We start from the raw sequence: 22,142 nt of genomic DNA, 5'->3' as shown, positions 1-22,142 counted from the left end.
CGCCGGGCATACTGACGGCCTTCGTGGACCAGGCGGGGAAATCCGCTGTCCGCGGGGAGTCCGTGGGGAACTCTCGTGTCCGCCAGTGCATGGGTTCAGCCGTCCGTCACCGGGGGTGAACTCGCGGCCATTGACGGGCGTTATGTGCGGTGGCGCCCGGTGGCCGCAGTGGCGGCCAGACCGACTGTGATGAACAGACCCGAGCAGGCCAGTGCCCAGGTGCTGCCGGCGGGATGGAGCACAACAGCCCAGCGGTGGGGATGTGCTGCCGGGTCCCAGCCGAAAGCCAGGACAATCAGAGAACCTGCGAGAGGTATGAGCCAGGCGCGGTGGGTGCCCAGGGCGCGTGCGGAGAGCAAAGCGACCCCGAACCAGAGGCAGGTGTTTCGGAGGGCGATCGTTACGAAGTCCGGGGTGGAGATTGCGGCGACGATGGTGCCCAGCAGCAGCATGGTGAGTAGCCAGACCCCCGTTGCCTGCCCCAGTTCCCAGTAGCGCAGGGGACGAGCAGCATGGTGTTCCAGGTCCTGCATGCTGCTGTGCAAACAAGTTGCTGTCCAGACCGAGTACAGAACGGGGATGACGACGGCGACGGAGACGGGAGCGGACACGCCGCTCCAGGTGGGGAAGCGCAGCGGGGTGTTCCCGCTCAGCAGGGTGAGGGTTTCCAGGACCAGCAGCCCGGCCAGCAGCCGGGGGGTGCTGCGGGCCCGTAGGTAGGCCCCGGTGCCCCAGGGCCTGCTCACACGGGGCACTTCATGCCCTTCAGAGCCGTGACCTGCGCCCGTGCCCAGGCGGTCTGTTCTGGCTCGGGCTGCTTGAGAACCCGCACGATCTCCTCAGATGTGTCGTCCAAGGTCGCCTGCTTGCCGGTGGCACGGGTGAACAGCCAGGTAGAGAGGTTCTCGTGGGCGGTGGCGTACTGGGAGATTTGCTGGTCGGTGAAGGCGCGGTCGCAGGCCGGCGGGCGTGGCAGCATCTCGTTGACCATGTCACCGACGATCCCGTACGTGCCGGCGCGCAGGCTGAAGCCGGGCGGTTGTCCCTCGGGGGTGTGGCGGAGGCCGGATTCGTAGAAGCGGGTGGGCAGGGTGAGGACGCCGTCTGCTGCTGCCGCCACTTTCTGCGCCGTCTGTGCGGTCTGGGCGAGATAGGCCCGGTTCTCCGGCCACAGACACACTTGGGGACTCGTGGTGGAGCACAGGGGGGACTGCCCGGGGGGCCGGGTGATCTGGGGAAATCCGACCGGCCCCATGGCCGTCGTGGCGAGCACGGCGGCAGTGATCCCGAGAGAGGGAGCGACGGCCAGGTAGCCCCAGCGCACGCGGGTGCGGGGCCAGCTGACGGCAATCAGCACCAGTGCGCCTGCGATGACGGCCCGGATGGCTAGCGCGCTGGGGTTGAGCCGGAATTCGGGCGAACCGGAGATGACGGTGAAGTTGTAGGGACTGTCGCTCGGGATCACTCCCAAGACGATGAAGATGGCTACTGCGGACACAGCCGGGGCTGCTGGTCCCGCCAGGAGCAGGCCGGCCCAGTGGCCCAGCGCCGTGCCCGCCACCATCGTGATCGTGCCGAGAATGACGTAACTGCCCCATAGTTGCCCGGCGGGTACTCCCGCGCTCAAGGGCGCTGACAGTGCCATTCCTGTCACGGCGAGGAACGCGCTGACGGCGTAGATGAGCGATGCCATGAGCTGCGTCAGGTGCTGGTACCAGAACGGTTGAGGTGCGTGAGCGGTCAGCTCTGAGAATCCTGGCTGGTGTCTGCGGCCTGTCCCTATGGCGGCTGCTGCCGCTGCCATGGGGGCCAGGAAGACAGTGGTGGCTTGAGCTGCGGCAGCAGCCTGCGGCCAGACCTTGGACCAGTCGCCCGAGCGGGCGAACAGCCATACGACACCGACGGCCACCATCACGGGTACCCACCAGCGGGCAGGGGCCCGGCGCAGCTCGATCCGCAGCGTGCTCAGCATGCCGCCGCCCCGGTCAGCAGCTCCATGTAGCCGCGTTCGAGGCAGGAGTCGCCTCTCGAATCCGGGCGGCCGAGGCCGCCGAGTTCCTCCGGTGTCCCGGTGTAAAGGGCGGTGCCGCCTGACAGCACCGTGACGGTATCGGCTACGGCAGCGATGTCTTCCACCAGATGGGTACTGAAGATGATCGTTGCGCTCTGGCCAAGGTCGTGCAGTAGTTCCCTGAAGTCCAGACGCTGCTGCGGGTCCAGACCGACGGTGGGTTCGTCGAAGATGAGCAGAGCGGGGTCGGCCACGATGGCCTGAGCGATCCCGCAACGCTGCACCATGCCTCCGGACAGGTGTTTGAGCTTCCGGTCCCGTACAGCGGCGAGCCCGACCCTCTCCACCGCCTGCACCGCCGCATCACGGGCCAGTCGCGCCGGCACCTCACGCAGCCATGCACAGTAGCGAACGAAATCAAGCACACTGAACGAGGGGAAGTAGCCGAACTCCTGCGGCAAATAGCCCAGCTGCCGGCGAGCCACCCGCAGACCGTGGCGGTCAGATACATCCTGGCCCAGGAGCCGGACGCTTCCGGAGCGCGGCGGCAGTGTGGAAGCCAGGGTCTTCAACAGCGTGGTCTTACCTGCCCCATTGGGGCCCAGGAGTCCAAGGACACCGGTGCCTGCGGTCAGGTCGAGGCCGTTCAGCACGGGGCGACCGGGGTAGCCCTGGACCAGGCTCTGGACCTCGACAGGCTGCGGTTCGTGTGACAAGGGAACTGACACTCCTACTTACGACAGCTGCGCGGATATGTCACGCATCGAAAACCGGCACTCAGCCCAGTTCTTCACCCACAACCCCGCGCCGACCCCTGTCCACCCCGACCGCAGGTCGGCCTGCCAGGAGCAGTCAAAGACGTGCCGCACCTTGACGGAACCAGGACCGTAGTTGGAACAGGTCCCTGCGCCCCAGGTGTTCTTGATGTTCTTCGTGCACTTCACCTTCGGGGCAGCGCCAGCCGATGGCGCGTTGAGGACCAAGGTGCCACCAGCGAGTGAGGCAGCCATGAGACCAACCGCGAACTTGCGCGAGAGCTTCACGCCGAATGCTCCTTCTTTGTAAAGAAAATCTGAAGATCGATGTGGAAGCTACCACACCAAAAGGTCGCGTAGCAGCGCCAAACAGCCCGAAGCGCCAAAGCCGACCTTTAGGCCCTGTAGTGACCACACGTCACATCCGTCGCATCCCGCGGACCAGGGAGAAGCCCAACGCGACGCGGCTGCCTGACGCTGTCGGGGATCTTGGAAGGTCCTGGTCTGGCAGAGAGTTGTTGCGTATGGCCGCGTTGTTCGGGGCGTCCGTGGCAGTGTGAAGCTGGCCGCGTAGGCAGAGTTCGCAGGGGTCCGGGTGAAGGTGGTGACCGCCACCTTCAGAACGATCACTTCAGCCTGCGGGGTGGGTGGCGACGCGCCAGGACCTGGGCCGGGGGATAGCCATCTCCAACCACGAACGTTCCGTTCGCCCAACGGTCACCAGGCCCGAATGAAGCTCCCCGGCCGTCGGCCGCCGCATCGAGAAGCAATCTGACCAGGACGAACGCACCACTCGGGTACAGCGCTCAACCTGATCCGCCACACCGGCTTCCAAGATCCCCGACAGCGTCAGGCACTAACCGGGGAGCGGGTAGCAGCCCGGTGCTGGCGGGTTCAGGCTGGAGCGGCCATCCCGGGTGGGTATCAGGCCCGGCCGGGGTCCGGCCGGGCTGATGACGATTGCGGTCGGTGAAGCGGGGCGCCTCTCCTACGCCGAGGGGCGACCGGCGATCTGCTGGGTGAACGCGGCCCAGGCTGTCAGGGGGAAGGTGAGGACCGGGCCGGTTTCCGCGTTCCGCTTGGAGTCGCGGATATGGACGGCGTCGGGCTGGGGGCACGCTTCGACGCAGTCGGTGCCCTGTTCGCTGCTGTATGAGGACTTGAACCACTCGCCGTACGGGCGGCCGGTGTCGGTGTGCGTGTTAATGGTGATCAGACCTCTCGTGCGTATCGTTCCAGTAGAGCGGGGGTCTCGTGGTCGGGCAGGGCGCCGCCGGCGAGGAAGTCGATGCGGCGGGCGAACTGCTTGACGACCCGCGGTTTCGAGACGACCTGCATGGTTCCGGTGACGGTGCTCATGGACACGACCGGTCCGGGAAGGTCCTTGCGGTCGAAGTCGAGGACCGTGAAGCCTCCCGAGGTCACCCGGTAGGCCGGGGCGGAGAACGGGATGATCCGCACGGTCACGTTGGGGAGCTTCGCCAGCTCGGCGATCTCCCGGTACTGGCCCCGCATGGTGTCGGCGTCTCCGACGACGTTGCGCAGCGCGGACTCGTCCATCAGGCAGAACAGTTCGGCGCCGGCTTCTGTGATGAGTTTCTTCCGGTTCGCGCGGACTGCTACCGAGCCGTCGATGAAGTCGGTGGTGGTCTCGTCGGCGCCCTTCGCCGATTCCATCAGCGCGCGGGCGTACGACTCGGTCTGCAGCAGCCCGTAGACGACGTTGGGGCACCACGGGCGCAAGATCCTCGCTCCCGATTCGAGCCCGAGGTAGACAGGCATCCCGGAGGGAAGCACCGAGGTGTTCGGTGTCCACCAGTCGTCGCCCTTGGCGTTCTTGTACCAGTCGAGCAGCAGTTCCTGGCCCTCGAAGTCGACGCCGTACGCGGTGAGGAGGTCGGTGAACTGGGCGATGCGGCGGAAGCCGGTGGTGCCCTTCTCCAGGTTGGTGATCGTTGACGCCGCACAGCGCGCCGCCTTCGCCGCCTGCTCGCCCGACAGTCCGGCCTTGTCTCTGAGCCGTATGAGTTCGGCTCCCAGCATGATCCGCAGGAATGTCGCCCCGGTGTTCGCTGCCATACAGCCGCCTCCCTCCGGTTCCTCCCGCCGGGCCTTCGGCGCCGATGATGGCACCGACGGTTCACCCCGCGTAGGACCCGGTGCAGATTGTTCGGACCCCGGTTCACCTCCCGTCATATACCGATCCTTACCGGAGCACAATTGGCTCCGCACTTTCGATTGCAATTCAAGTTGACTCGGGTGGACGGTAGTTGACGCCGGATCTGGTCGGGCGGTGAAGCGTCCGCGGTGGTACGGCTCCTGAATGCGGCGGGCCCTTCGGGTTTCGTCCTGCGCTCTGCTCCCGGCGGGCCTGCCGCACCACCATTCCAAGCCGAGGAGGCAGCCGTCATGAACCAGACGGAGGCACAGCCGGCGCCCCCGCTGCCCCACCCCAGGGACGTCGCGCTCGATGCGGACCTCGCCCTCCGCCTGGCGGCCGGGCGCCCCACGGGGGCGGCGGCCGACGCACTGCGCGAGCGCCTGCGCGGCTACATCCGGGCCCTGGCCGGCCCGGCCGACGCCTACGCCCAGCGTATGGCGGACAACAGGGCGAAGGACATTGCGGTCAACACCGTCGCCCACGCCCGCAAGGTGGCGGACGACCGGGGTGGGGACCCCGTGGCGAGCCTGCGGCTGCTGGGCAAGTCCGCCGAGATCCTGTCCCGCTACACGGCAGCGGCTTCCCGCCCGCCCACACGGTCGTCCGACCGGCGGCCGTAGGCCCGCAACACCCCATGTCCCGTACGCCTGTTCGTCGGCGGCGGGCGTACGCCAGGAGGTATCCGTGCACGATCTGATCGCGAGCCCGTTCCTGGAACAGCATCTGCTGCTGCGGCCCGGCAGTCCCAGCGGCCTGCTCCTGCCGCAGGCCCAGTACGAGGAACTGCGCGGCCTTGACCCCGCCGAGCCGGCCCCCGACTGGTTCACCGATGCCGCCTGAGGCCAGTGGGCCGACCTCGATGTGACCGGCCGTGCGGCGGGTGAGCTCCTGCTGGTCCGCCAGCCGTCCGCCTGGGGCTATTCGCGGGCGAGCTGGGAGATCAACTTGGGTTGCAACTACAAGTGCAAGCACTGCTACCTGGGCTTGAAGGTCTATTCCGGTATGCCGCTGGCCGACAAGCTCACCTGCCTGCGGGTCATGCACGAGGCCGGGGTCCTGTGGCTCCAGATCACCGGCGGTGAGCCCACCGTGGACAAGGACTTCATGCCCTCGTACCGGGCCGCGTTCGAGCTGGGCATGATGCTGACCGTCTCCACCAATGCCTCCCTGCTGTGGCGCGAGGACCTGCTTCAGATGTTCCAGCACCTCCCGCCGTACCGGATCACGGCCTCCCTCTACGGCGCGACGAAGGACAGCTACGACGAGCTGACCCAGCGCAAAGGCGCCTGGGATCTGTTCGTCAAGGGCATGGACGCCGCCCGCGGGGCCGGCCTGCCGCTGCGGATGAGCGTCATCGTCACCGAGGACAACGCGCACGAGGAAGCGGCCATGACCGCCCTGTGCGAACAGTGGGGCGTCGAGTACAACGTCTTCACGAACATGACGCCGACGATCTACGGCGGCGCCGAGTCGCTGACCGCGCAGTCGAAAGATCACCTGCGGATGCGCAAGCCGTTCACCGGCTGCAACGCGGGCCACACCTTCTTCCACACCGACCCGCACGGGCTGGTGTCCATCTGCAAGATCGGCCGCGACGACCAGATCAGCCTGCCCGCCGAGGGAATCGGGGGCCTTTCCCGGCTGGGCGAGATCGCGGACCGCCTCATGCTTCGCACCGGTGGTTGCTCCGGCTGCCAGCTTTCCGGGGCCTGCACCGTGTGCAGGCCCCTGGCCAAGCACTACCAGGAGGCGAAGGCACCACTGGAAAGTTACTGCCAGCACGGGATGAAGAAAGCAGGGTGACATGACCGCTGTAGCTGTCGAGATCTCTCCGGGGCTGCCCCTTCCGGACGGGCTGCCGTACGTGACCCGGCCCATCGAGGCCGCCGCACCGCCGGTCACCGTGATCACGCCGGTCGCGGACCTGGACACGGTGATGGACAGCATCAAGTGCTCGTGCAACGCGGGCGACGACAACCCCCACTAACCTCCAACCGGTCAAAGCCGCTCAGGCCCCGGCGCGTAAGCGTCGGGGCCTGAGCCTGTGCGCCGGGCGAGTAGCGTGTTTCCCATGCGACTGACGTGGGACTGGCTGCTGCCGGTGATGCCCGTGCCGTACGTGCCGACCCTCGGCCCCGTCCACCCCGACGCCCTCGGTCCCGGCCTCTTCGCGGACGCCGTGCGCGTCGCCGGCACCGGCACGTTCCTCGCCTACGACAAGGACCAGCGGTGGGCCGAGCGCAAGGACGAGACGGTCCTGCCCGACATGATCGAGCACACCTACGTCCGCACCTTGATCCCCACCCTGGCCCGCCGCGGTCACGGCACCGTGACGGTGTACGCCTACGGCCCCGGCTATGACGACGCGGCCGACCTGGCGGCCAAGCTCGCCGCCGACCACACCGCCGCCACCGCCCGCGTGATCACCTTCCACGGACCTCACGAGGACCCGCCGGCCGGGGCGGCCCTCACGCGCGTCCAGCTCCGCGAATTCACCCCGCCCCGGCCCGAGGGCCAGGAAGGGCCGGTCCGTCCTGTAGACGGCCTGCCAGAGCCCGTACAGGCCACCTTCGCCGCCTTCGCCGACCGGCTCACCAGCGACGGCTTCGCCTTCCTCCACGGCCAGATGCAGGCCGGTACCGTCGGCCCCGTCCTCGCGGTCGTCGGGGGCGGCCGGGTGGCCGGGGCGATCGGCCCCATGGAGACCATGACCGACTCGGCCGGGGCCACCCGCCTGCTGCCGCAGTACTTCGGTGTCCTGCCCGAGCACCGCGGCCAGGGCTACGGCCGCACCCTGTGGCGGGCCGCGATGGCCTGGGGTGCCGCCCACGGCGCCGACTACCAGCTCCTGCAGACCGAGGTCGGCGGCCCCTCCGACCGGCTCTGCCAGGCCGAGGGCCTGACCTCGCTCGGCTTCGTGACCCTCACCAAACTCTGACCGCATGGGGCTCTGCATCCTGGCAACCAGGTCTGGATGAAAGCCAGTTGTGAGGACTGCCACACCCTCACGCTGCCGCCGGGCCGCGTCGTGTCACAGGCCCTCGGAGAGCGGGAACAGCGGCAGCCGGTCCTCCCCCTCACGGGTGAACCCCGCAGAACGCGGTGACACCCCTACACCGCAGACCACGGCGCTTGCAGCGGCAACCCGGCTGCATGTGCGCCCAGTTGGGTGCGTAATTTTGCGTGTTCGGCCGATTGCACTGCGCGCCCGTTGAACTGGCTGCGATGGGACATCCGTATGAGCTACACAGACCAGGACGTGCGCGTACCCGCCGGTGATCACCAGCGGGTAGGGAGTGCCGATCGTGAGGATGTCGGCCAGGAGCCGGCGGTGCAGATCTGTCAGGTTCACGCGGCCGTCGCGGCCGTCGCGGCGGTCGTGGCGGTGAGCTCGGGGAAGGCCGATTCCCACACGTCTCTGATCGGGCGGCTGATCAGCGTGCGCAGCACGGGCCACTGCGCGATGAGCAGGCCCCGGTTGAGGAAGTCGATCAGGTCCTGGCGCTGTCCTTCGGCCAGGACGGTGCGGTACAGGCTCATCCGGGAGCGGGGCTGCTCCAGCCCGTAGGAGCGGCGGCCCGACCAGACCACGTGCAGCGGCAGGTCGACCGAGCCGTGGGCGGGGCCGACCAGGTCCTCCAGCCGCGCGGGCAGCCGCTTCGCGTACTGGGCACACAGCAGCTCGAACGCGTCCGGCGGAGACGAGGGGGACTGCACGGTCATGCCCCCAGTATCGCCGGGCGGACGCTGCGGTTGCTACGCCGCGGCTGGGCTCGGGTGGGTGACCGCGGTACCCGCGAACCTTGATCCGCCACCGCCTCACGAGCGCCGCCGGTGGCGCCTTGATGCTGCGCCGCCTACGGACGGCTGGGTCGAGTTCTACGTCCACCGCCGGGACTGCGCGCAGGCGCAGTGCACCGACCGCCTTCTGACCGGCCAGGAGGCCCTGGGCAGGCTCGCCGACCCGGACGCGACGCTCCCGTGCCCGGTGTGCCGCCCGGACCGAGTGCTTACCGTCGCCAGCTGATCTGGCCGGCGCTTCACCAAGGTGCCGAGCGCCGCCGCGAGGACACCGGCCCGAAGGCGCCCCGTCCTCTGAGTCACCCGCGACCGGGAGCGGAGCGTGAGTGCTGGTCCGCCTCCGACCGCCGTCCTCAGCCGGGTTTGGGAGCGGCGCTCTGGGCGCGGCGTTTGATGTTGACGGCGGCGCCGGTGTCAGCGTGCGTCGTGTGCCGGCAGCGGGTGCAGACGAACAGACTGCGGGTGCGGCGGCTCTTGGCATCAGTGTGGCCGCACCGGTTGCAGGTCTGCGAGGTGTAGGCGGGGTTCACCACCGAGACGGTGGTGCCGTGGCAGGGTGCCTTGTACTCGATCTGGCGGCGGATCTCCCCGAAGCCGACGTCGAGGATTGCCCGGTTCAGCCCGGCCTTGGCCACCACGTTCCGCCCCGGCGCTTCCACACTGCCCCGAGCGGACCTGGTCATGTTCCGCACCCGGAGATCCTCCAGTACGACCTGCGCGTACTGGGTCACCAGGCGCTTGGTGAGCAGATGCTGGGTGGAGGAGCGGCGCGCGGCGACCAGACCCTGCAGGCGCGCGACCTGGTCCCGCGCCTCCTTCCACCCCTGCGACTGCCGGTGAGCCGGCACACCCCTGACATGACGCCGGGACATGCGCCGCTGCCACTTGCGCAACTGCCGCCGCGCGTTGTCCAGATGACGCGGGTTCGCGAACAGCTGGACCTTGTCATCACCGATCACCAACGGGTCCGAGGTCGCGGCGAACACCGCCACGCCCAGATCCACTCCCACCGTCCCCGCCTCCCGCTGCCGCCGCGTCGCCCGCACCGCCGGCGGAGCGGGCAAGCGGACGTTGAATGCCGCGAACCACCGGTGACCCTCCCGAGCGACCGTCACGGACTTCGTCACCCCTCCCCGGGCCAGCAACCGTGCCAGGCGCCGCGCCGGACGGTGCAGCCGCACCACGAAGGACCGCTGCCCGTGCGGGTCGCGCTCCCCGCCGATCCGCACGTGCCGCAGATCCTCCGACACCAGCCGCACACTGAACATCCGAAACGAATCCCGGCACCGACCGCGCCGCTTGGGCCGCGGGTAACCAACCGGGTCGACTCCCCGCCGGGAAGCGCTCTTCCAGTTCGCGAAGGCTTTGTCGGCATCGCGAAACGCCTGCTGGCACACGATCGCGTTCACCCCCTTCCACCACGGATACAAGGAGTGCGGCTCTTCGCCTACGCGGCAGGGGCCGGGCAGCGGCCGCTCACGGACGGCGAGGAAGACCCGCTGGATGTCCGGCTGCGACGGCATGTGAACCCGCGGTGCCCGCTCGGCTGCCTCGGCCAGCGTGAGGCCCTGCGCCAGGAGCAGATCCCGTCCGTGGCTCCAGCGCTGCTGAGCGGCGTGTTTGATCCCGAAAGCGAAATTGAAACTGCATCGCGACGCATCGGCGTAGCGGTGCAGGATCAGTCTCTGTTCAGGGGTGGGGTCCAGTGCCTCACGGACCACGACGGTGACGGTGTTCTCGGTCATGGTGCGTAGCTTCACACCCGGCACTGACAATGAATATCCGGGAAAATGCTATACGCGTCGATACGAGCTGTTTCAGTCAGGTGTGTGTAGATTTGTGGCTGCTCGCCGACACGGGCGAGCTCGGCCCCCGGACGGGGGAGCAGAACGCTCGTGGACTGCACCAGCCTTACGGCAAGGGCAGGCAGCCCCTCTCCGCTACGCGATGAGGAAGGAAGCGAGAAGCCCCGCCTACGGCAGGGCAGCGCGGCCGGGAAACCGAGCCGCCCGTCCCCACTACCGCGTGGATAAGTGCGATAAGGAACGTTTGCCGGAATCTGTGAAAGTGGCCTGAAACTGCAAAGCGTGAGCGCCCGCATGCAGGTCAGCGACTGTACGGCCCGCACGCGCAGGGACGGTCCCGGCCCGTACTACGCCGAGATCGTCCGGGCCAAGTACGGCCCGCACGCGCAGGGACGGTCCCCGGGGCGGGCGCCAAGGCCGTCGCCGCGGCGAGTACGGCCCGCAGGCGCAGGGACGGTCCCTCCTACGCCTCAGGGGCGGTTCCACCGAGCGTCCGTCGCTTTCCCGGATTCGGGAGTACGGCGCGCCCGGGGCGAAAGCGCCGGCTACGGGCGTAGGTGGCATCCGTCATCGCGCCATTGCCGGGCGATAGAGCGGCCGCACCTCTTTACTGCCCTGCGTCCAGTCGTTCGCGCCGGGTGGTGACCAGGGCGTGCCAGCGGTTGCGGGTGGTGTGCTCGCTGTCGAGCCACCGGGCCTGGGAGCGGGGCTCTGCGGGGAGGGGGCGGCCGGCCATGAAGTGGGCGATGTCGACGTAGTAGGCGTAGTCGCCGCTGGTGGTTATCTCGCGCAGCTGGTTGATGGCGGCGGTCAGTTCGTCGGTGGCGTCCAGGACGGCGTGGTGGAAGCACAGGGCAAGTTGGAGGGGCGCTTCCTGGGAGGTTAGTCCGGCGAGGTGGATCTGTGTGCGGAGCAGGTGGGCGCGGTCGGCGATGTCCGTGCTGGTGCCGGCGTCACGGATGAGTGCGGCGATGTGGGTGGTGAGGGTGGTGGCGCGCAGATCGAGGCCGGTCAGGAGCTGCTGGGCGAGTTCGATCTCGTCGTCGGCCTGGCCGGGGTCGGTGAAGGCGAGGGTGAAGGCTCGCTGGGCTTGTGAGGTGGCCTGCTCGCCGACCACCCCGTGCTGTTCGGCTTCGGTGCGGGCGGCTTCGTAGGCGGCGGCCGCGCGGGCGGTGTCGCCGTGGGGCCACCAGATGTCTCCCAGCACGCGGTGGTGGCGGCCTGCCCAGCCGAGGGGTGCGGGCGGTGGTCAGGGCGGTGGGGAAGTCGCCGGCGAGCCGTGCGAGATGGGCCAGGCCGCGCTGGGCGGCGGGTGCGAGCCGGCCGCCGCCGTCGGCGACGCGTTGCATGCCGTGGCGGGAGTCGTTGGAGCGGCCGAGGTCGCGCTGGGCCTTGGCCAGGTAGTAGACGGCCATCTCCTGCAGCTCGGTGGGCAGCAGGCTGGCCTGGACGATGGCGGTGAGCCGGTCGGCGGTGCGCTCGCGGTGCTCGTGCTGGCGCCGGGCGAGCGTGCTGAGGAGCTCTACCAGCGCGTCGGCGGCCGTGGGTTCGCCCTCGAGGGTCTGGCGGGTGGGTGGGGCGATGGGTTCCCACACGGAGTCGCTGACGTATGCCCAGACGGCATCGGTGAGCCAGCCCAGCTCGCGGCCGAAGTCCCGGACCAGGGCGAGCCCCTGGCGCAGGCATCCGACCAGCAGGAGCCGGCCCGGCGCGGTGCTGGTGGCCCATTGAGCGCCGAGCGCGGCCAGGGCGCGTTCGGCGGCCTGCTGCCAGTCCCGCGGGCTCCAGCGGTCGTCGGCTTGGTCATCGGCGTTGCGGACGGTGGAGCGGATCAGAGCGTGCAGGTGGTGCGGCCACAACCCGAAGGGGTGCTCGCGGACGAACGGTCGCTCGATCAGGCGCCTGCCGGCGCTTCGTGCTGCATGCCGGCGGTCTGGGTGGCGACGGGGATGTCGAAGGCGTCCGGGAGCGCGACGGAACGCAGGACGCCCCGCTCGTCTGGGGTGAAGTCGGAGAGGGTCCGGGCGATCAGGGCGGGGAAGTCGTGGTCGAAGTCGGCCGGCTGCGGTCCGCGGCCCGTGCGGCGGATCTCCAGAAACCGCATGACCGACAGGTCGAGGTAGAGCGGCAGGCCATGAGACCGGTCGGCGATGACGCGACGGACGTCTTCGCTGATGAGGGGCTGGCCGTCCCGGGCGAGCCGACGGGCGAGGTAGTCGTCGCAGTCCTCGGGCGAGAAGTCGCCGAGCAGGATCTGCCGCTGGGCGAACTCCTCAGCACCGCGAACTCACGGCCCCAGCAATGCGGCCCCGGGCCTGCCCGCGCGGTCCACTCCGGCACGGGACGACAGGAGAGTAGACCGTCCGGGTAAGCGACGTGGCCGACTCCAACGGCCAGAGGTGCGGCCCCGTTAGCGTGCCGTCATGGAACACCCTAAGATGCCCGAACCGCTACGCCGCGCCGTCCACCGGCTCACCTCCGAAGCAGTCGCCAACCTCCAGGAAGTGCTGCGGTACACCGAGCCCGATTAGGCACACACCTGGAAGCGGATGACGCTGTACCAGGCGACCAACGCGTCGGACACCATGGACATGGTCGCCATGCTGATCGCCGCGTACTGCCAGAAGACCGACATGGACCGGGACACGCTGACGTCGTACCTGCAGACCAGTCAGCAGCACAGCCGGGCGGCCGGGCCCACGAACGAGGACCGCGCACACCTCGCCGGCCTTCTCGGCGAGCCGGTTGCCCGAGGGCACAGCCCGTTCAGTGGATTTTCTCCAGGGACAGCTTGAGGCCAAGGCCGCACAGCGACCCGAGGACGCTCCGGAGAGACTGTTCACCGAAGCGTGCCTGCACGGGCTCAGGGCTCGGCTGTGCGACGACGTCGACTCCCTGGATGGCTACCTGTCGCCGCAGATGGCGGCCATGGCGCGGAAGGTGGCCGACGCTCTGGAAGTGCCGCAGCTGACGCCCGCGTGACGTCGGGTGCGCTGTGTTGAGCCGTGAGGTCTCCGGGGTCTGACGGCCCCGGAGGCTTCACCGTTCCCGCTCTCATCCTTATGGCACTCAGGAGGAGAAGCCTTCAGTGGACCTGTTCCAATTCACCGGTGTCCCCGCTTCCGGCGTCGCCGTCATCAGAGGCATGCATCACGCCCCCGGGGCCGTCCGTTGCCGTCGCCGTCGCGAGCATCTCCGTGAAACTCGTCATCTGAGCACTGATGCTGTCACGACGCTTGATGAGCACTGCAATTTCGCGTTCCGACTCGTTGCGGATCCGTTCCGCCTGAGCCTCGGCGGCTGCCACAATTTCCACTGCATGAGAATCTGATGCCTCGACGGTTTGATGAGCTCGGCGCTCTGCGTCCGTACGCAGTTTTTCCGCCTCCAGGAAGAGCTGCTCGGCCCGGCGCTCACTCTCCGAGATGGCCTTCTCCGCCTCTTCTTGACGCGAAGCAAGATACAGCTCAGCCTGTTCGCGCCGTTCGGCAAGGTTGGACTCGAATTCAGCAGCCGCTTTGGCGGCCTTGGACCGCCACTCCTCGAAGAAGGTGGCCGCCTCTTCCCGCTTCCCTCGCGCTGCCCTGAGAGCCTCATTGCGCAGCTTCTGAGCCTCGCTCGTCGCCGCAGCAATGAGACGAGAGTAATCTTCCCGGCCGGCGGCTCCCCGCTCGGCCGTCGCTGCTTCTGCCTCTTCCAACAGCTGCCGAACAGCGGCCTCGGTGGCCTCCCGATGCTCTTCGACGGCTTCCTTGATGCTCTGCGCCTCTTCTTCGGCGAGACGCAGGATCTCCTCAACGCGGTGCCCCAGCCCAGCATAGGGTGAGGCGTCGTCGTCCTGCTGTTCCTGAAGCTCCGGGGCCCCGAGGTGCAACTCCTCGACGCGTTGCTCCAATGACCTGATAAGCCTCTGGGAGTTTTCGAGATCAGCGACGGCACAATCGCGCTCGGAGACCAGCTCCCGAATGTATTCCTCCACTTGCCTGCGATCGTATCCTCGCCGCACCAGCTTAAATTCAAGAGGAAGGGTTTCTTGGTCCATGTGATTCCCGCCAAGCGGATAGCGCAACAGATACCTTGATGTCCTTTTATCGCACTATCAGCCCGCGCAAACCATTGCAGACCACACATACACCCGAAGGCAGGAGTGGCTCAGGTGTTGCCGGTGTCGTCGACCGGCTCTCCCAGGCGCTGCGGCATGGGCGAGTCGACCGTGGCCCTGCCCGCCCGCTGCAGGGATAAGGAAGAGGTGTGGCCCGCTGCAACGTCGAGCGACTGATGCGCGAGGTGGGCATCGCCGGCGCCGTCCGCGGCAGGACGGGGCGGCACCGCGATCCCGGAACAGGCCACTGAGCGGGCCTCTGAATGTAATGCGCCCAGGAAGTCCACCTCCGCGTGCCCGGCGGGCGAAGATCGCGGCGGAGATCGACCGAGAGCTGCCCGGCCTGGGAGACGGCGAGCGCCGCCAGCTCCTCGAAGAGCGGCTGCGTGCACAGGCGGCCACCGAGGGGAGGACTTCGTGCGGCGGCGTGAGCAGGCGGCTGCCGAGGAGGCCCGGCGCGATAAGGCCCGCGCGGCTGCGCAGGAGCGAGCAGAGTGCGAGCGCCAGGCCGCGGCCACCTGGGCGGCCGACCGCTGTGCCGGCTGCGAGGCTGTGCAACGCGCTCTCTGACGCGGAGCTGAACGAACAGCACTACGGCGACGCCACCTACATGACCAAGCAGGAGCTGTTCGCCGCCTACCCCGAAGACGCGGAGAACCGTCGTCTGCGCAAGCACCTGTGGGTGCCACCGGGCGACGGCGGCGAATCGCTGGCCGGCGGCGTATTGCGCCGGGCCGGCACCTTCCTCGCCACGCTCCCGGCAATCGCGAGCACCGCGGCCGCGGGCGCGGTGGTGGCTGTCACGCACCACACCGCGATTCTGGCGCTGCGCGCCCTCCTGGAGAGGCGGCCCGTCACCGAGCTGGTCGACGAGGCCCGCCGCCGCAAGACCCCGAACGCCGCCGTCCTGCTCTACCGACTGCGCGACGAGCGCTTCGAGATCGCCGACGTCGCCGAGCCGGAATGCTGAGGAGCCACGATGACGCTCTTCCTCAACGGGCCCGTGCACAACGGCCCCTTCACTCTCGCCGGGCGGCCGGGCAAGGCCGCTGGCATCCGGCTGGCCGAGGCCCTCAACCAGCTCATGGGAAAGCAGCCGGCACCGCACCTGTGGAACACCGTCACGCTCGCCAACGACCTCCGCCACCGCACCGTGGCGCTCTCGCGCGGTCAGTGGGAACGGCAAGAGCTCGCGGCGAAGTACGCACCCGAGCCGGCCCCGGCCGCCGGCTCCTGACCGACACCGCACGGCAGGTCGTCGCCCTGGCCCTGCAGATCTGCTTGGACCTGCTGGCCAACGGCACGCTGGCCCTGGCCCACGGGAAGGTGCGACTGTGCCGGGCCTGCGACCACATGACCGGTGAGGTCGACCATGCCTGCCGGGCCTGCACCACCGACGCCGGCACCCGCCCGGCCATCCGGCAGCTCCTCGTCCACGATCGGCCCGAAGGCCGGCCCGTACTGGAGCGCGCGGACTTCCACGCGAATCGCGCCAGCATGCCCGCCCATCTGGTGAACCTCGCCCAGAGCGCCCCGCAGCGGCTGCTGCTGTCCCGCACCCGCGCCTGCGGTATCAGCCTCGGCCCGCTCGGCCTGGACGCCAACTTGGTGCTCGACCCGCGACTCGGACTGCACCTGACTGTGCTGGCCGCCGCCGCGCAGCGCGGCGAGGACCCCGTCATGACCCTCACCGAGAACGCCGCCGCGCACATCGTCGCCTACGGCGCCCCGGTGCGCCGGTGGGGCGGAATGCAGCTGCGCTACGCACTCCACGGCTGCATCCCGTATGACCAACACGCGCTGGCCATCAACGCGACCGTCTGTCGCATCTGGTGCGCGGTCTGCTGGTCGACGGCGAGGACGACGCGATGATCGCCGGCCGCGTGCGGGACCGACTGAAGCCGCTGGCCAGCGGCTTCGGGAAGCAGCCGTACGCATTTCGCCGCGACGGCCTCTCGTGGGCGCTGACCATCGGCCTGCCCTACACCCCCGGCGGCAAGACCACCCTCCCGTGCGCACGCCACGGCTGCCCCGGCACCATGCGGGCAAAGGCCACCGACACCGTGCGATGCGACGACTGCGAACTGGCAGCACAGGATTGGCAGCAGGCGATCCGGGCCCGAAAGGAATTGGAGGCTTACCTCCGCACGCCCCTGCCCCCGTCGGCCGCCGAACCTCCAGCCCCCCCTGCAGCCGGACGCGCCGTCGCAGAGCTGTACGGAAGCGTCGCCGGATCCGCGGCAGCCTGCCGGGGATCCGCTGCTGCCGGGGCCCGTTTGCGAGCAGCTGCGTGTGCTCGCCGCCGTCGCTCCCCGGGCTGCCCAGGTCGCGGAGAAGGCCGCACTCGTCGCCTACACCCCCGCAGCCGAAACGGACGACCCGGCTCACCACCAACGCCGCGTATCGGCTGCCACTGCGACCTGGTGCACCATCACCACCCGCTACGCTGAACAGCTTGCCGCCGCCCACGTCGAGGATCACGCCGGGAGTGCCCCATGAGCCTGCGTTACACCACCGACCGGGCCATCATCCGCTGCGACCAGTGCCCGGGACAGCCGATCCTCCCCACCCACATGGAGCCCCTGCTCGCGCAAGACCGGCCCCATGTATGCGGGCAGAGCTCAGCGGTACCGCCGGCTCCTGTACCGCGGCAGACCGCTGGCCGGGAGGCGGCACCACCAACGCAACAGCCGGCCTCCGCCGGTCCTGGCCAGGGCGACGCGCCGCGATACTCCGCGAGGCATGGGAGAAGAACCTTCTGCCATGGACGGATCGCACCGCCCGCACGTACATGAACGAGAGGTCCCCAACGAGGCGTGCCCGTCCCGCAAGGCGTGCAGTCCGAAGGGGCTGTCCGATACACCGAAGCCGAGCTGAGGTCCTGGCTCACAGCCTGGCGCGCGCAAGCGGGGCCGACCAGTGCCTGCCGCTCCAGCGGCTTACACCAGCCCAGCTCCACAGGATCACAAAAGGGATGGTCGGTATCAGAACATAACCTAAAGGCCGAAATTCTTCTTCTGGTTCGTGCAGGCCACCGCATCTACTGACGTGCAGGCAGGGTCACGGGGCGTTGCCCCGAATGATGCGCGCAGTGTTGCGCAGAAGCGCAGTTGTGACTGCTGCGGCGGCTTTGCTGGCCGGTACAGCCGGGGTCTGGCCGGCCCAGGCCGCCGGCAAGGACGTCGTGGTATCGCCCGCCTGGGGAGTGGCGAAGTTTGACCACCGCGGGGACAAGCTGATTGCTTGGGACAAGAGGGCTGACGGCGTCGGGGTCTACGCGCAAGGCATGTGGAACCTGGGCGGTGAACCGGGCACGGAAGGTGACTCCGTTGTTGCCAAGGGGGCGGGTGACATGAACATCGTCCGTATGCACATCCCGGAGGGCCGGAAGGTCGCAGTGCGGGTGTGCAAACTCAGCAGGAACGACACGTTCTACGGCTGCAGCGCGTGGCACTACGGTCGCGCCTGACCGCTAGCCGTAACCGCCAGGTGGTGCCGCAGGAGGGCATGCTCCCCTGCGGCGCGTTCAGGCTTCGTGCTCCCCGCCGTGGCTGGGAGCGCAAAGTCGAGTGGGTCGTTCTGCCAGCGCGACGGCAGCCCACTCGCGAGTTCGGCAGCCCTGGCAAGCGCGGGGGCGGCGACCTGTACGTGACCGTGCACGTCACCGACTGACCTGACCGGCGAGCACTGCCGGTTCAGTCCACCGCAGGGGTGTCGGCCGAGAGTTTCTGTTCGGTCCAGATGATCTTTCCTCTGGCGGTGTAGCGGACGCCCCAGTGTTCGGCGAGTTGGGAGATGAGGTAGAGGCCTCGTCCTCCTTCGTCGGTGGTGGCGGCTCTGCGCAGATGTGGGGAGGTGCTGCTGTTGTCGTAGACCTCGCAGATGAGGGTGATGTCGCGGATGAGTCGGACGTGGATGGTTCCGGCGGAGTAGCGGATGGCGTTGGTCACCAGCTCGCTGATGATCAGCTCGGTGGTGAAGGTCTCGTCGCCGAGGTGCCATTCCTCCAGTTTGCGGCTTGTTGCCGCGCGCAGGTCGGCCACGGCTTCAGGGTCGGGTGCGAGTTCCCATTCGGCCACGTTCTGCGTGTTCAGGGCGCGTGTGCGGGCCACCATGAGTGCGACGTCGTCGCGTGGGTTTTCGGGCACCACGGCGGTCAGGATCGCGTCGCAGATCTGCTCGGGCCCGCCGTGGGTCTGCGTCAGGACGTGGTGCAGGGCGGCGAGCCCCTTTTCGATGCCCTGGGTGCGGTTTTCGATAAGTCCGTCGGTGAACAGGACGATGTCGCTTCTCTCGGGTACGTGCACCTCGGTGGTCTCGAACGGGAGGCCGCCGAGGCCGAGGCCCAGCGGGGGTCCCACGGGCAGGTCCGGGCTCTCCACGCTGCGGTCGGGTCTGATGAAGAAGGGGGCGGGGTGGCCTGCCAGGGCGATGGAGCAGTTGCGTGTGACCGGGTCGTAGATGGCGTAGAGGCAGGTGGCGCCGGCCAGTGCGTCGTCTGTCGCCTCGAGGTTGCTGTCGGGTTCGATTCGGGTGACGAGTTCGTCGAGGTGCGTGAGGAGCTCGTCGGGTGTCAGGTCGAGGGCGGAGAAGTTGTGGACGGCGGTACGCAGTCGCCCCATGGTGGCGGCGGCCTGCAGGCCGTGGCCGACGACATCGCCGACCACCAGGGCCACGCGGGCACCGGGGAGGGGGATGATGTCGAACCAGTCGCCGCCGGCGTCGGCCTGTGCCGGGAGGTAGCGGTGGGCCACCTCGAGTGCGTTCTGCTGGGGGAGGGTGTGCGGCAGCAGGCTGCGCTGGAGGGTCACGGCGAGGGTGTGCTCGCGGGTGAAGCGGCGGGCGTTGTCCAGGCTGATGGCTGCCCGAGCGGTGAGTTCCTCGGCAAGCGCGAGGTCGTCGCTGTCAAAAGGGTCGGGTTTTTCTGCCCTGAAGTAGCTGGCCATTCCGAGGATTTCGCCGCGTGCGAGCAGGGGAGCGGTGATCAGGGAGTGAATCCCGTAGTCGAGGACATGTGCGGTGAGCTCAGGATTTTGCTGACGCCAGCCGGCGGAATCGTTGAGGGAAGGTACGAGCACTGCGCTGCCGCTGGTGAAACCGGAGGAGTGCGGTGTGGCGGCTGCGTAATGGATGCGAGTGTCGAGGGGGTAGAGGGGGTGGTCGTCTGTGATGCCGCTGACCGCGGCCCGGTACATTCCTGAGCCGGAGGTTGGTTCGCCTCCGCTCAGTACGTCGCTGGCCAGGTCGATCGTGACGAAGTCTGCGAACCGGGCGACGGCAAAGTCTGCCAGCTCCTGGGCCGTCTGTGTGACGTCGAGTGACCTTCCGACTTGATCGCCGGCCTCATAGAGGAGCTTGAGGCGGCGGCGTGCCGCTTCGGCCTCTTCGCCGAGGACGCGCAGTTCGGTGGCGTCCCTGAGAGTGGCAACGCTGCCCGCCGGCCCTCCATTTTGGTCCGTGGCCCGCTGGTTCACCGCCAGCAGCCGGTCGCCTACGGGCAGGACCTTGTCCACCACCAGGTCGCCGGACGTGAGGAGGCGGGCCAGTCGGGTTTCGAGGCCGATGTCCCGCACTTGTCTACCTTCGGCGTCGATGGGGAGGTCCAGTAGCCGGCGTGCCTCGTCGTTGGCGAGCACGAGCCGTTCGTCTCCATCAAGGATCAGTACTCCTTCCTTGACGGCGTGCAGGACCGCATCGTGGTGCTCGTACATCCGGGCCAGCTCGGCGGGGTCGAGCCCCCGGGTCTGGCGGCGTAGGCGCCGGGTGACAAGGGCTGTGCCTCCCACACCAACGAGCAGAGCGGTGACCCCACTGCCCACCAGCAAAGGCAGCTGGCGGACCACGACGCTGGGCACCTCACCGATGCGCAGCCCTGCCGAGGCCAGCCCCACCACGCGACCGTTGCTCTGCCGGATCGGCGCGACGGCCTGAACGAAACGTCCGTCCTTGTCATCCAGAATCTCGACCACGACCTGACCGCGCTGGGCAGGGCCGATGGCGCCGATGAACTTCTTGCCGATAAGGCTCGGCCGGGGGTGGGTGAGGCGTACCCCCTGGGGCGTGGTGACGACAATGAAGTCGACACGAGCCACCTTGCGTGCCTTCTCGGCCCTGGGCTGCAGCTCGGCGGAGGGGTCGGGATCATCCATCGCCTTCACCACGCCTGTCGCGGTGGCGAACGTCTCGGCGACGGACCGAGCCCGGGCACGCGCTTCGTCTGTGCTGTCACGCTTGGACTGGACAACGGTCTCGAAGACCGCCACGCCGATCAGCAGCAACACCATGATCACCTGCAGGACGAACACCTGGCCGGCGAGACTCTTCAGCCACGCACGCAGCCGTGCAAGCCGACTCATCCTCACCTCTCAGAGGACAAGAAGCGAGACTGTGGGCGAAAGTGGCTGGGGAAGCACGTCAGTGTGAGCACTCCCTGACTCTCCCGCACAGTCCAACGCGGGGGCGCCCGCGACCCGCACCCAACCGAAAGCCCACCCCCACGGCGGCCCGTTCCAGGGGGCGGGCCAGACGACGACTGACGCGGTTGGAGACGTACCGCGCACTGGCTACGGCGACACCGCCTCAGGCCCTGCTCGCCTCTGCGGCGAACATCTTCGGCCTCACCCCGTGGCGTGGCCCATTACCCGGCAGAGCCACGGGCGCCCCAGTTGCCACGGTCCGAGCACGCAGACTCTGGCTCCAGCGGGGCTGGCCGGATACCGGGCGACAACCTCACGCTCGCCCCTCCGGGGCCGCGGAAGGAGCGCCGGCCGGACTGAACGGACAGCACAGTTTCAGCCCCTCTTCCGCCGACCTCCGCCGAACCGACACCTCGTCCTGTTCACGGCGTTGTCATTGAGGTGCCGCCGGTACCCAAGACCAGAGAGACGTGAAATGCCATGATGGCACTTTTGCCTGAAAAGACCCTTTCTGATGCCGACCTCGCCCTGATACGAGCGCTTTCCACCGCCACGACGCCGCACCTTCTCCTCCTGACGACAGGCCCACTCGCTCGCCGCCAGCTGCTCGCCGACCCCGACCTGCACCAGGAGGACGGTCAGACCCCCACCCCTGAGGGACACCGGCAGAATCTGGCAAGACTCCGAGAAGCCCACTGGCCTGCTGAAGGAAGGTTTCTCCCCCATGCAGGCCCGCACCAACTACGCCGACTTCTCTCAGCGTTCGAAGTCTGCGAGGCGCTGCTCCTGACCTGCCGCATCCCCGCACCGGCGGGAAGCACGAGCGGGGAGGCTGAAGTCAGCCGAATCCGCCACACGCTGGGCCTTGCCACGCTGCACCTCCACGCCCACCGCCCATGAGCCACGGGCCGTGGCATAGCTCGGCTCAGTAACGCGAACTCGGAGCCCGGCACCACCTGCATGCGCCTACGGGGCGAGACCGCCCCTGCGGACCTGCACAGCAGGGGCGGCTCTCGCGCCCCCAGGGCACGCAGCTTGCGCCGCGAGTTCGAGGGATGGCGTCAAGCTGGCGACCTGGACCGGTAACTTAC

At 68.5% G+C, this 22,142-nt stretch carries 23 protein-coding genes and 1 pseudogene; 11 read left to right on the top strand and 13 right to left on the bottom strand.

Going from position 1 to position 22,142, the window contains the following annotated elements:
• Window positions 1-140 precede the first annotated feature (140 nt).
• From IEY78_RS13620 to IEY78_RS13595, 6 genes are all read right to left on the bottom strand, one after another.
• On the bottom strand, window positions 141-746 hold the full coding sequence (locus tag IEY78_RS13620) for a hypothetical protein (protein ID WP_189097943.1): 606 nt from the start codon (window positions 744-746) through the stop codon (window positions 141-143).
• Window positions 743-1,972 carry a DUF7224 domain-containing protein gene (locus tag IEY78_RS13615; protein WP_189097942.1) on the bottom strand — a complete coding sequence of 410 codons (1,230 nt, stop codon included), beginning with the start codon at window positions 1,970-1,972 and terminating at the stop codon, window positions 743-745. The genes IEY78_RS13620 and IEY78_RS13615 overlap by 4 nt, the downstream gene beginning before the upstream one ends.
• The gene (locus IEY78_RS13610; protein ID WP_229699918.1) at window positions 1,966-2,727 is read right to left on the bottom strand and encodes an ATP-binding cassette domain-containing protein; all 762 of its coding nucleotides are present in this window, start codon (window positions 2,725-2,727) and stop codon (window positions 1,966-1,968) included. Before IEY78_RS13610 ends, IEY78_RS13615 begins: the two co-directional genes overlap by 7 nt.
• An 18-nt stretch (window positions 2,728-2,745) precedes the next feature.
• On the bottom strand, window positions 2,746-3,054 hold the full coding sequence (locus tag IEY78_RS13605) for a hypothetical protein (RefSeq protein ID WP_189097941.1): 309 nt from the start codon (window positions 3,052-3,054) through the stop codon (window positions 2,746-2,748).
• A gap of 700 nt (window positions 3,055-3,754) precedes the next feature.
• Window positions 3,755-3,973, bottom strand: coding sequence for a DUF397 domain-containing protein (locus IEY78_RS13600; RefSeq protein ID WP_189097970.1), 219 nt, complete (start codon window positions 3,971-3,973; stop codon window positions 3,755-3,757).
• A 5-nt stretch (window positions 3,974-3,978) separates the two neighbouring features.
• On the bottom strand, window positions 3,979-4,845 hold the full coding sequence (locus tag IEY78_RS13595) for a helix-turn-helix domain-containing protein (RefSeq protein WP_189097940.1): 867 nt from the start codon (window positions 4,843-4,845) through the stop codon (window positions 3,979-3,981).
• A gap of 330 nt (window positions 4,846-5,175) precedes the next feature.
• Between IEY78_RS13595 and IEY78_RS34405 the strand changes: the two genes are divergently transcribed.
• From IEY78_RS34405 to IEY78_RS13580, 5 genes are all read left to right on the top strand, one after another.
• Window positions 5,176-5,547, top strand: a complete 372-nt coding sequence (locus IEY78_RS34405; protein ID WP_229699917.1) for a DUF6415 family natural product biosynthesis protein — start codon at window positions 5,176-5,178, stop codon at window positions 5,545-5,547.
• Window positions 5,548-5,611: 64 nt separating this feature from the next.
• Complete coding sequence (locus IEY78_RS34400; RefSeq protein ID WP_229699916.1) at window positions 5,612-5,767, top strand: hypothetical protein; 156 nt, start codon at window positions 5,612-5,614, stop codon at window positions 5,765-5,767.
• Window positions 5,768-5,788: 21 nt separating this feature from the next.
• A complete protein-coding gene (locus tag IEY78_RS34395) occupies window positions 5,789-6,730 on the top strand; it encodes a radical SAM protein (protein WP_229699915.1) in 942 nt (313 codons plus the stop codon).
• Window position 6,731: 1 nt separating this feature from the next.
• Complete coding sequence (locus IEY78_RS13585) at window positions 6,732-6,914, top strand: hypothetical protein (RefSeq protein ID WP_189097973.1); 183 nt, start codon at window positions 6,732-6,734, stop codon at window positions 6,912-6,914.
• A gap of 84 nt (window positions 6,915-6,998) precedes the next feature.
• Window positions 6,999-7,865, top strand: coding sequence for a GNAT family N-acetyltransferase (locus tag IEY78_RS13580; RefSeq protein WP_189097939.1), 867 nt, complete (start codon window positions 6,999-7,001; stop codon window positions 7,863-7,865).
• Between the two features lie 324 nt (window positions 7,866-8,189).
• Here IEY78_RS13580 and IEY78_RS35260 read toward each other — a convergent pair.
• A pseudogene (locus tag IEY78_RS35260) lies at window positions 8,190-8,279 on the bottom strand (nucleotidyl transferase AbiEii/AbiGii toxin family protein); the annotation flags it as partial.
• Window positions 8,276-8,650, bottom strand: a complete 375-nt coding sequence (locus tag IEY78_RS13575; protein ID WP_189097938.1) for a hypothetical protein — start codon at window positions 8,648-8,650, stop codon at window positions 8,276-8,278. The gene IEY78_RS13575 and the pseudogene IEY78_RS35260, both read right to left, overlap by 4 nt.
• On the opposite strand from IEY78_RS13575, the gene IEY78_RS35155 reads away from it, so the two are divergent.
• Complete coding sequence (locus IEY78_RS35155) at window positions 8,649-8,954, top strand: DUF6233 domain-containing protein (RefSeq protein ID WP_373294148.1); 306 nt, start codon at window positions 8,649-8,651, stop codon at window positions 8,952-8,954. The genes IEY78_RS13575 and IEY78_RS35155 overlap by 2 nt on opposite strands.
• A gap of 127 nt (window positions 8,955-9,081) precedes the next feature.
• On the opposite strand, the gene IEY78_RS13570 is transcribed toward IEY78_RS35155, so the two are convergent.
• From IEY78_RS13570 to IEY78_RS13560, 3 genes are all read right to left on the bottom strand, one after another.
• On the bottom strand, window positions 9,082-10,473 hold the full coding sequence (locus tag IEY78_RS13570) for an RNA-guided endonuclease InsQ/TnpB family protein (RefSeq protein WP_189097937.1): 1,392 nt from the start codon (window positions 10,471-10,473) through the stop codon (window positions 9,082-9,084).
• Window positions 10,474-11,140: 667 nt separating this feature from the next.
• On the bottom strand, window positions 11,141-11,740 hold the full coding sequence (locus IEY78_RS13565; RefSeq protein ID WP_189097936.1) for a hypothetical protein: 600 nt from the start codon (window positions 11,738-11,740) through the stop codon (window positions 11,141-11,143).
• Between the two features lie 687 nt (window positions 11,741-12,427).
• Complete coding sequence (locus tag IEY78_RS13560; protein WP_189097935.1) at window positions 12,428-12,637, bottom strand: hypothetical protein; 210 nt, start codon at window positions 12,635-12,637, stop codon at window positions 12,428-12,430.
• A gap of 665 nt (window positions 12,638-13,302) precedes the next feature.
• On the opposite strand from IEY78_RS13560, the gene IEY78_RS13555 reads away from it, so the two are divergent.
• A complete protein-coding gene (locus IEY78_RS13555; RefSeq protein ID WP_189097934.1) occupies window positions 13,303-13,515 on the top strand; it encodes a hypothetical protein in 213 nt (70 codons plus the stop codon).
• Window positions 13,516-13,618: 103 nt separating this feature from the next.
• On the opposite strand, the gene IEY78_RS13550 is transcribed toward IEY78_RS13555, so the two are convergent.
• On the bottom strand, window positions 13,619-14,575 hold the full coding sequence (locus IEY78_RS13550) for a coiled-coil domain-containing protein (RefSeq protein WP_189097933.1): 957 nt from the start codon (window positions 14,573-14,575) through the stop codon (window positions 13,619-13,621).
• Between the two features lie 595 nt (window positions 14,576-15,170).
• On the opposite strand from IEY78_RS13550, the gene IEY78_RS13545 reads away from it, so the two are divergent.
• The 4 genes from IEY78_RS13545 to IEY78_RS13530 all read left to right on the top strand — a co-directional run bounded on the left by IEY78_RS13545 (window position 15,171) and on the right by IEY78_RS13530 (window position 18,104).
• Entirely contained in the window at window positions 15,171-15,605 is a 435-nt protein-coding gene (locus tag IEY78_RS13545; RefSeq protein ID WP_189097932.1) for a histidine phosphatase family protein, read from the top strand.
• A gap of 9 nt (window positions 15,606-15,614) precedes the next feature.
• Window positions 15,615-15,872, top strand: a complete 258-nt coding sequence (locus IEY78_RS13540) for a hypothetical protein (protein ID WP_189097931.1) — start codon at window positions 15,615-15,617, stop codon at window positions 15,870-15,872.
• A 44-nt stretch (window positions 15,873-15,916) separates the two neighbouring features.
• Window positions 15,917-16,507, top strand: a complete 591-nt coding sequence (locus tag IEY78_RS13535) for a hypothetical protein (protein WP_189097930.1) — start codon at window positions 15,917-15,919, stop codon at window positions 16,505-16,507.
• 1,240 nt (window positions 16,508-17,747) lie between these two features.
• Window positions 17,748-18,104 (top strand): hypothetical protein, encoded by a 357-nt coding sequence (locus tag IEY78_RS13530; RefSeq protein WP_189097929.1) that lies wholly within the window; start codon window positions 17,748-17,750, stop codon window positions 18,102-18,104.
• Between the two features lie 226 nt (window positions 18,105-18,330).
• Here IEY78_RS13530 and IEY78_RS13525 read toward each other — a convergent pair whose 3' ends face one another.
• The gene (locus IEY78_RS13525) at window positions 18,331-20,991 is read right to left on the bottom strand and encodes a SpoIIE family protein phosphatase (protein WP_189097928.1); all 2,661 of its coding nucleotides are present in this window, start codon (window positions 20,989-20,991) and stop codon (window positions 18,331-18,333) included.
• Between the last annotated feature and the right edge of the window lie 1,151 nt (window positions 20,992-22,142).

Source organism: Streptomyces kronopolitis, assembly GCF_014646275.1.
Lineage (GTDB): Bacteria > Actinomycetota > Actinomycetes > Streptomycetales > Streptomycetaceae > Streptomyces > Streptomyces kronopolitis.
This window is presented reverse-complemented; position numbering and strand designations above follow the sequence as displayed.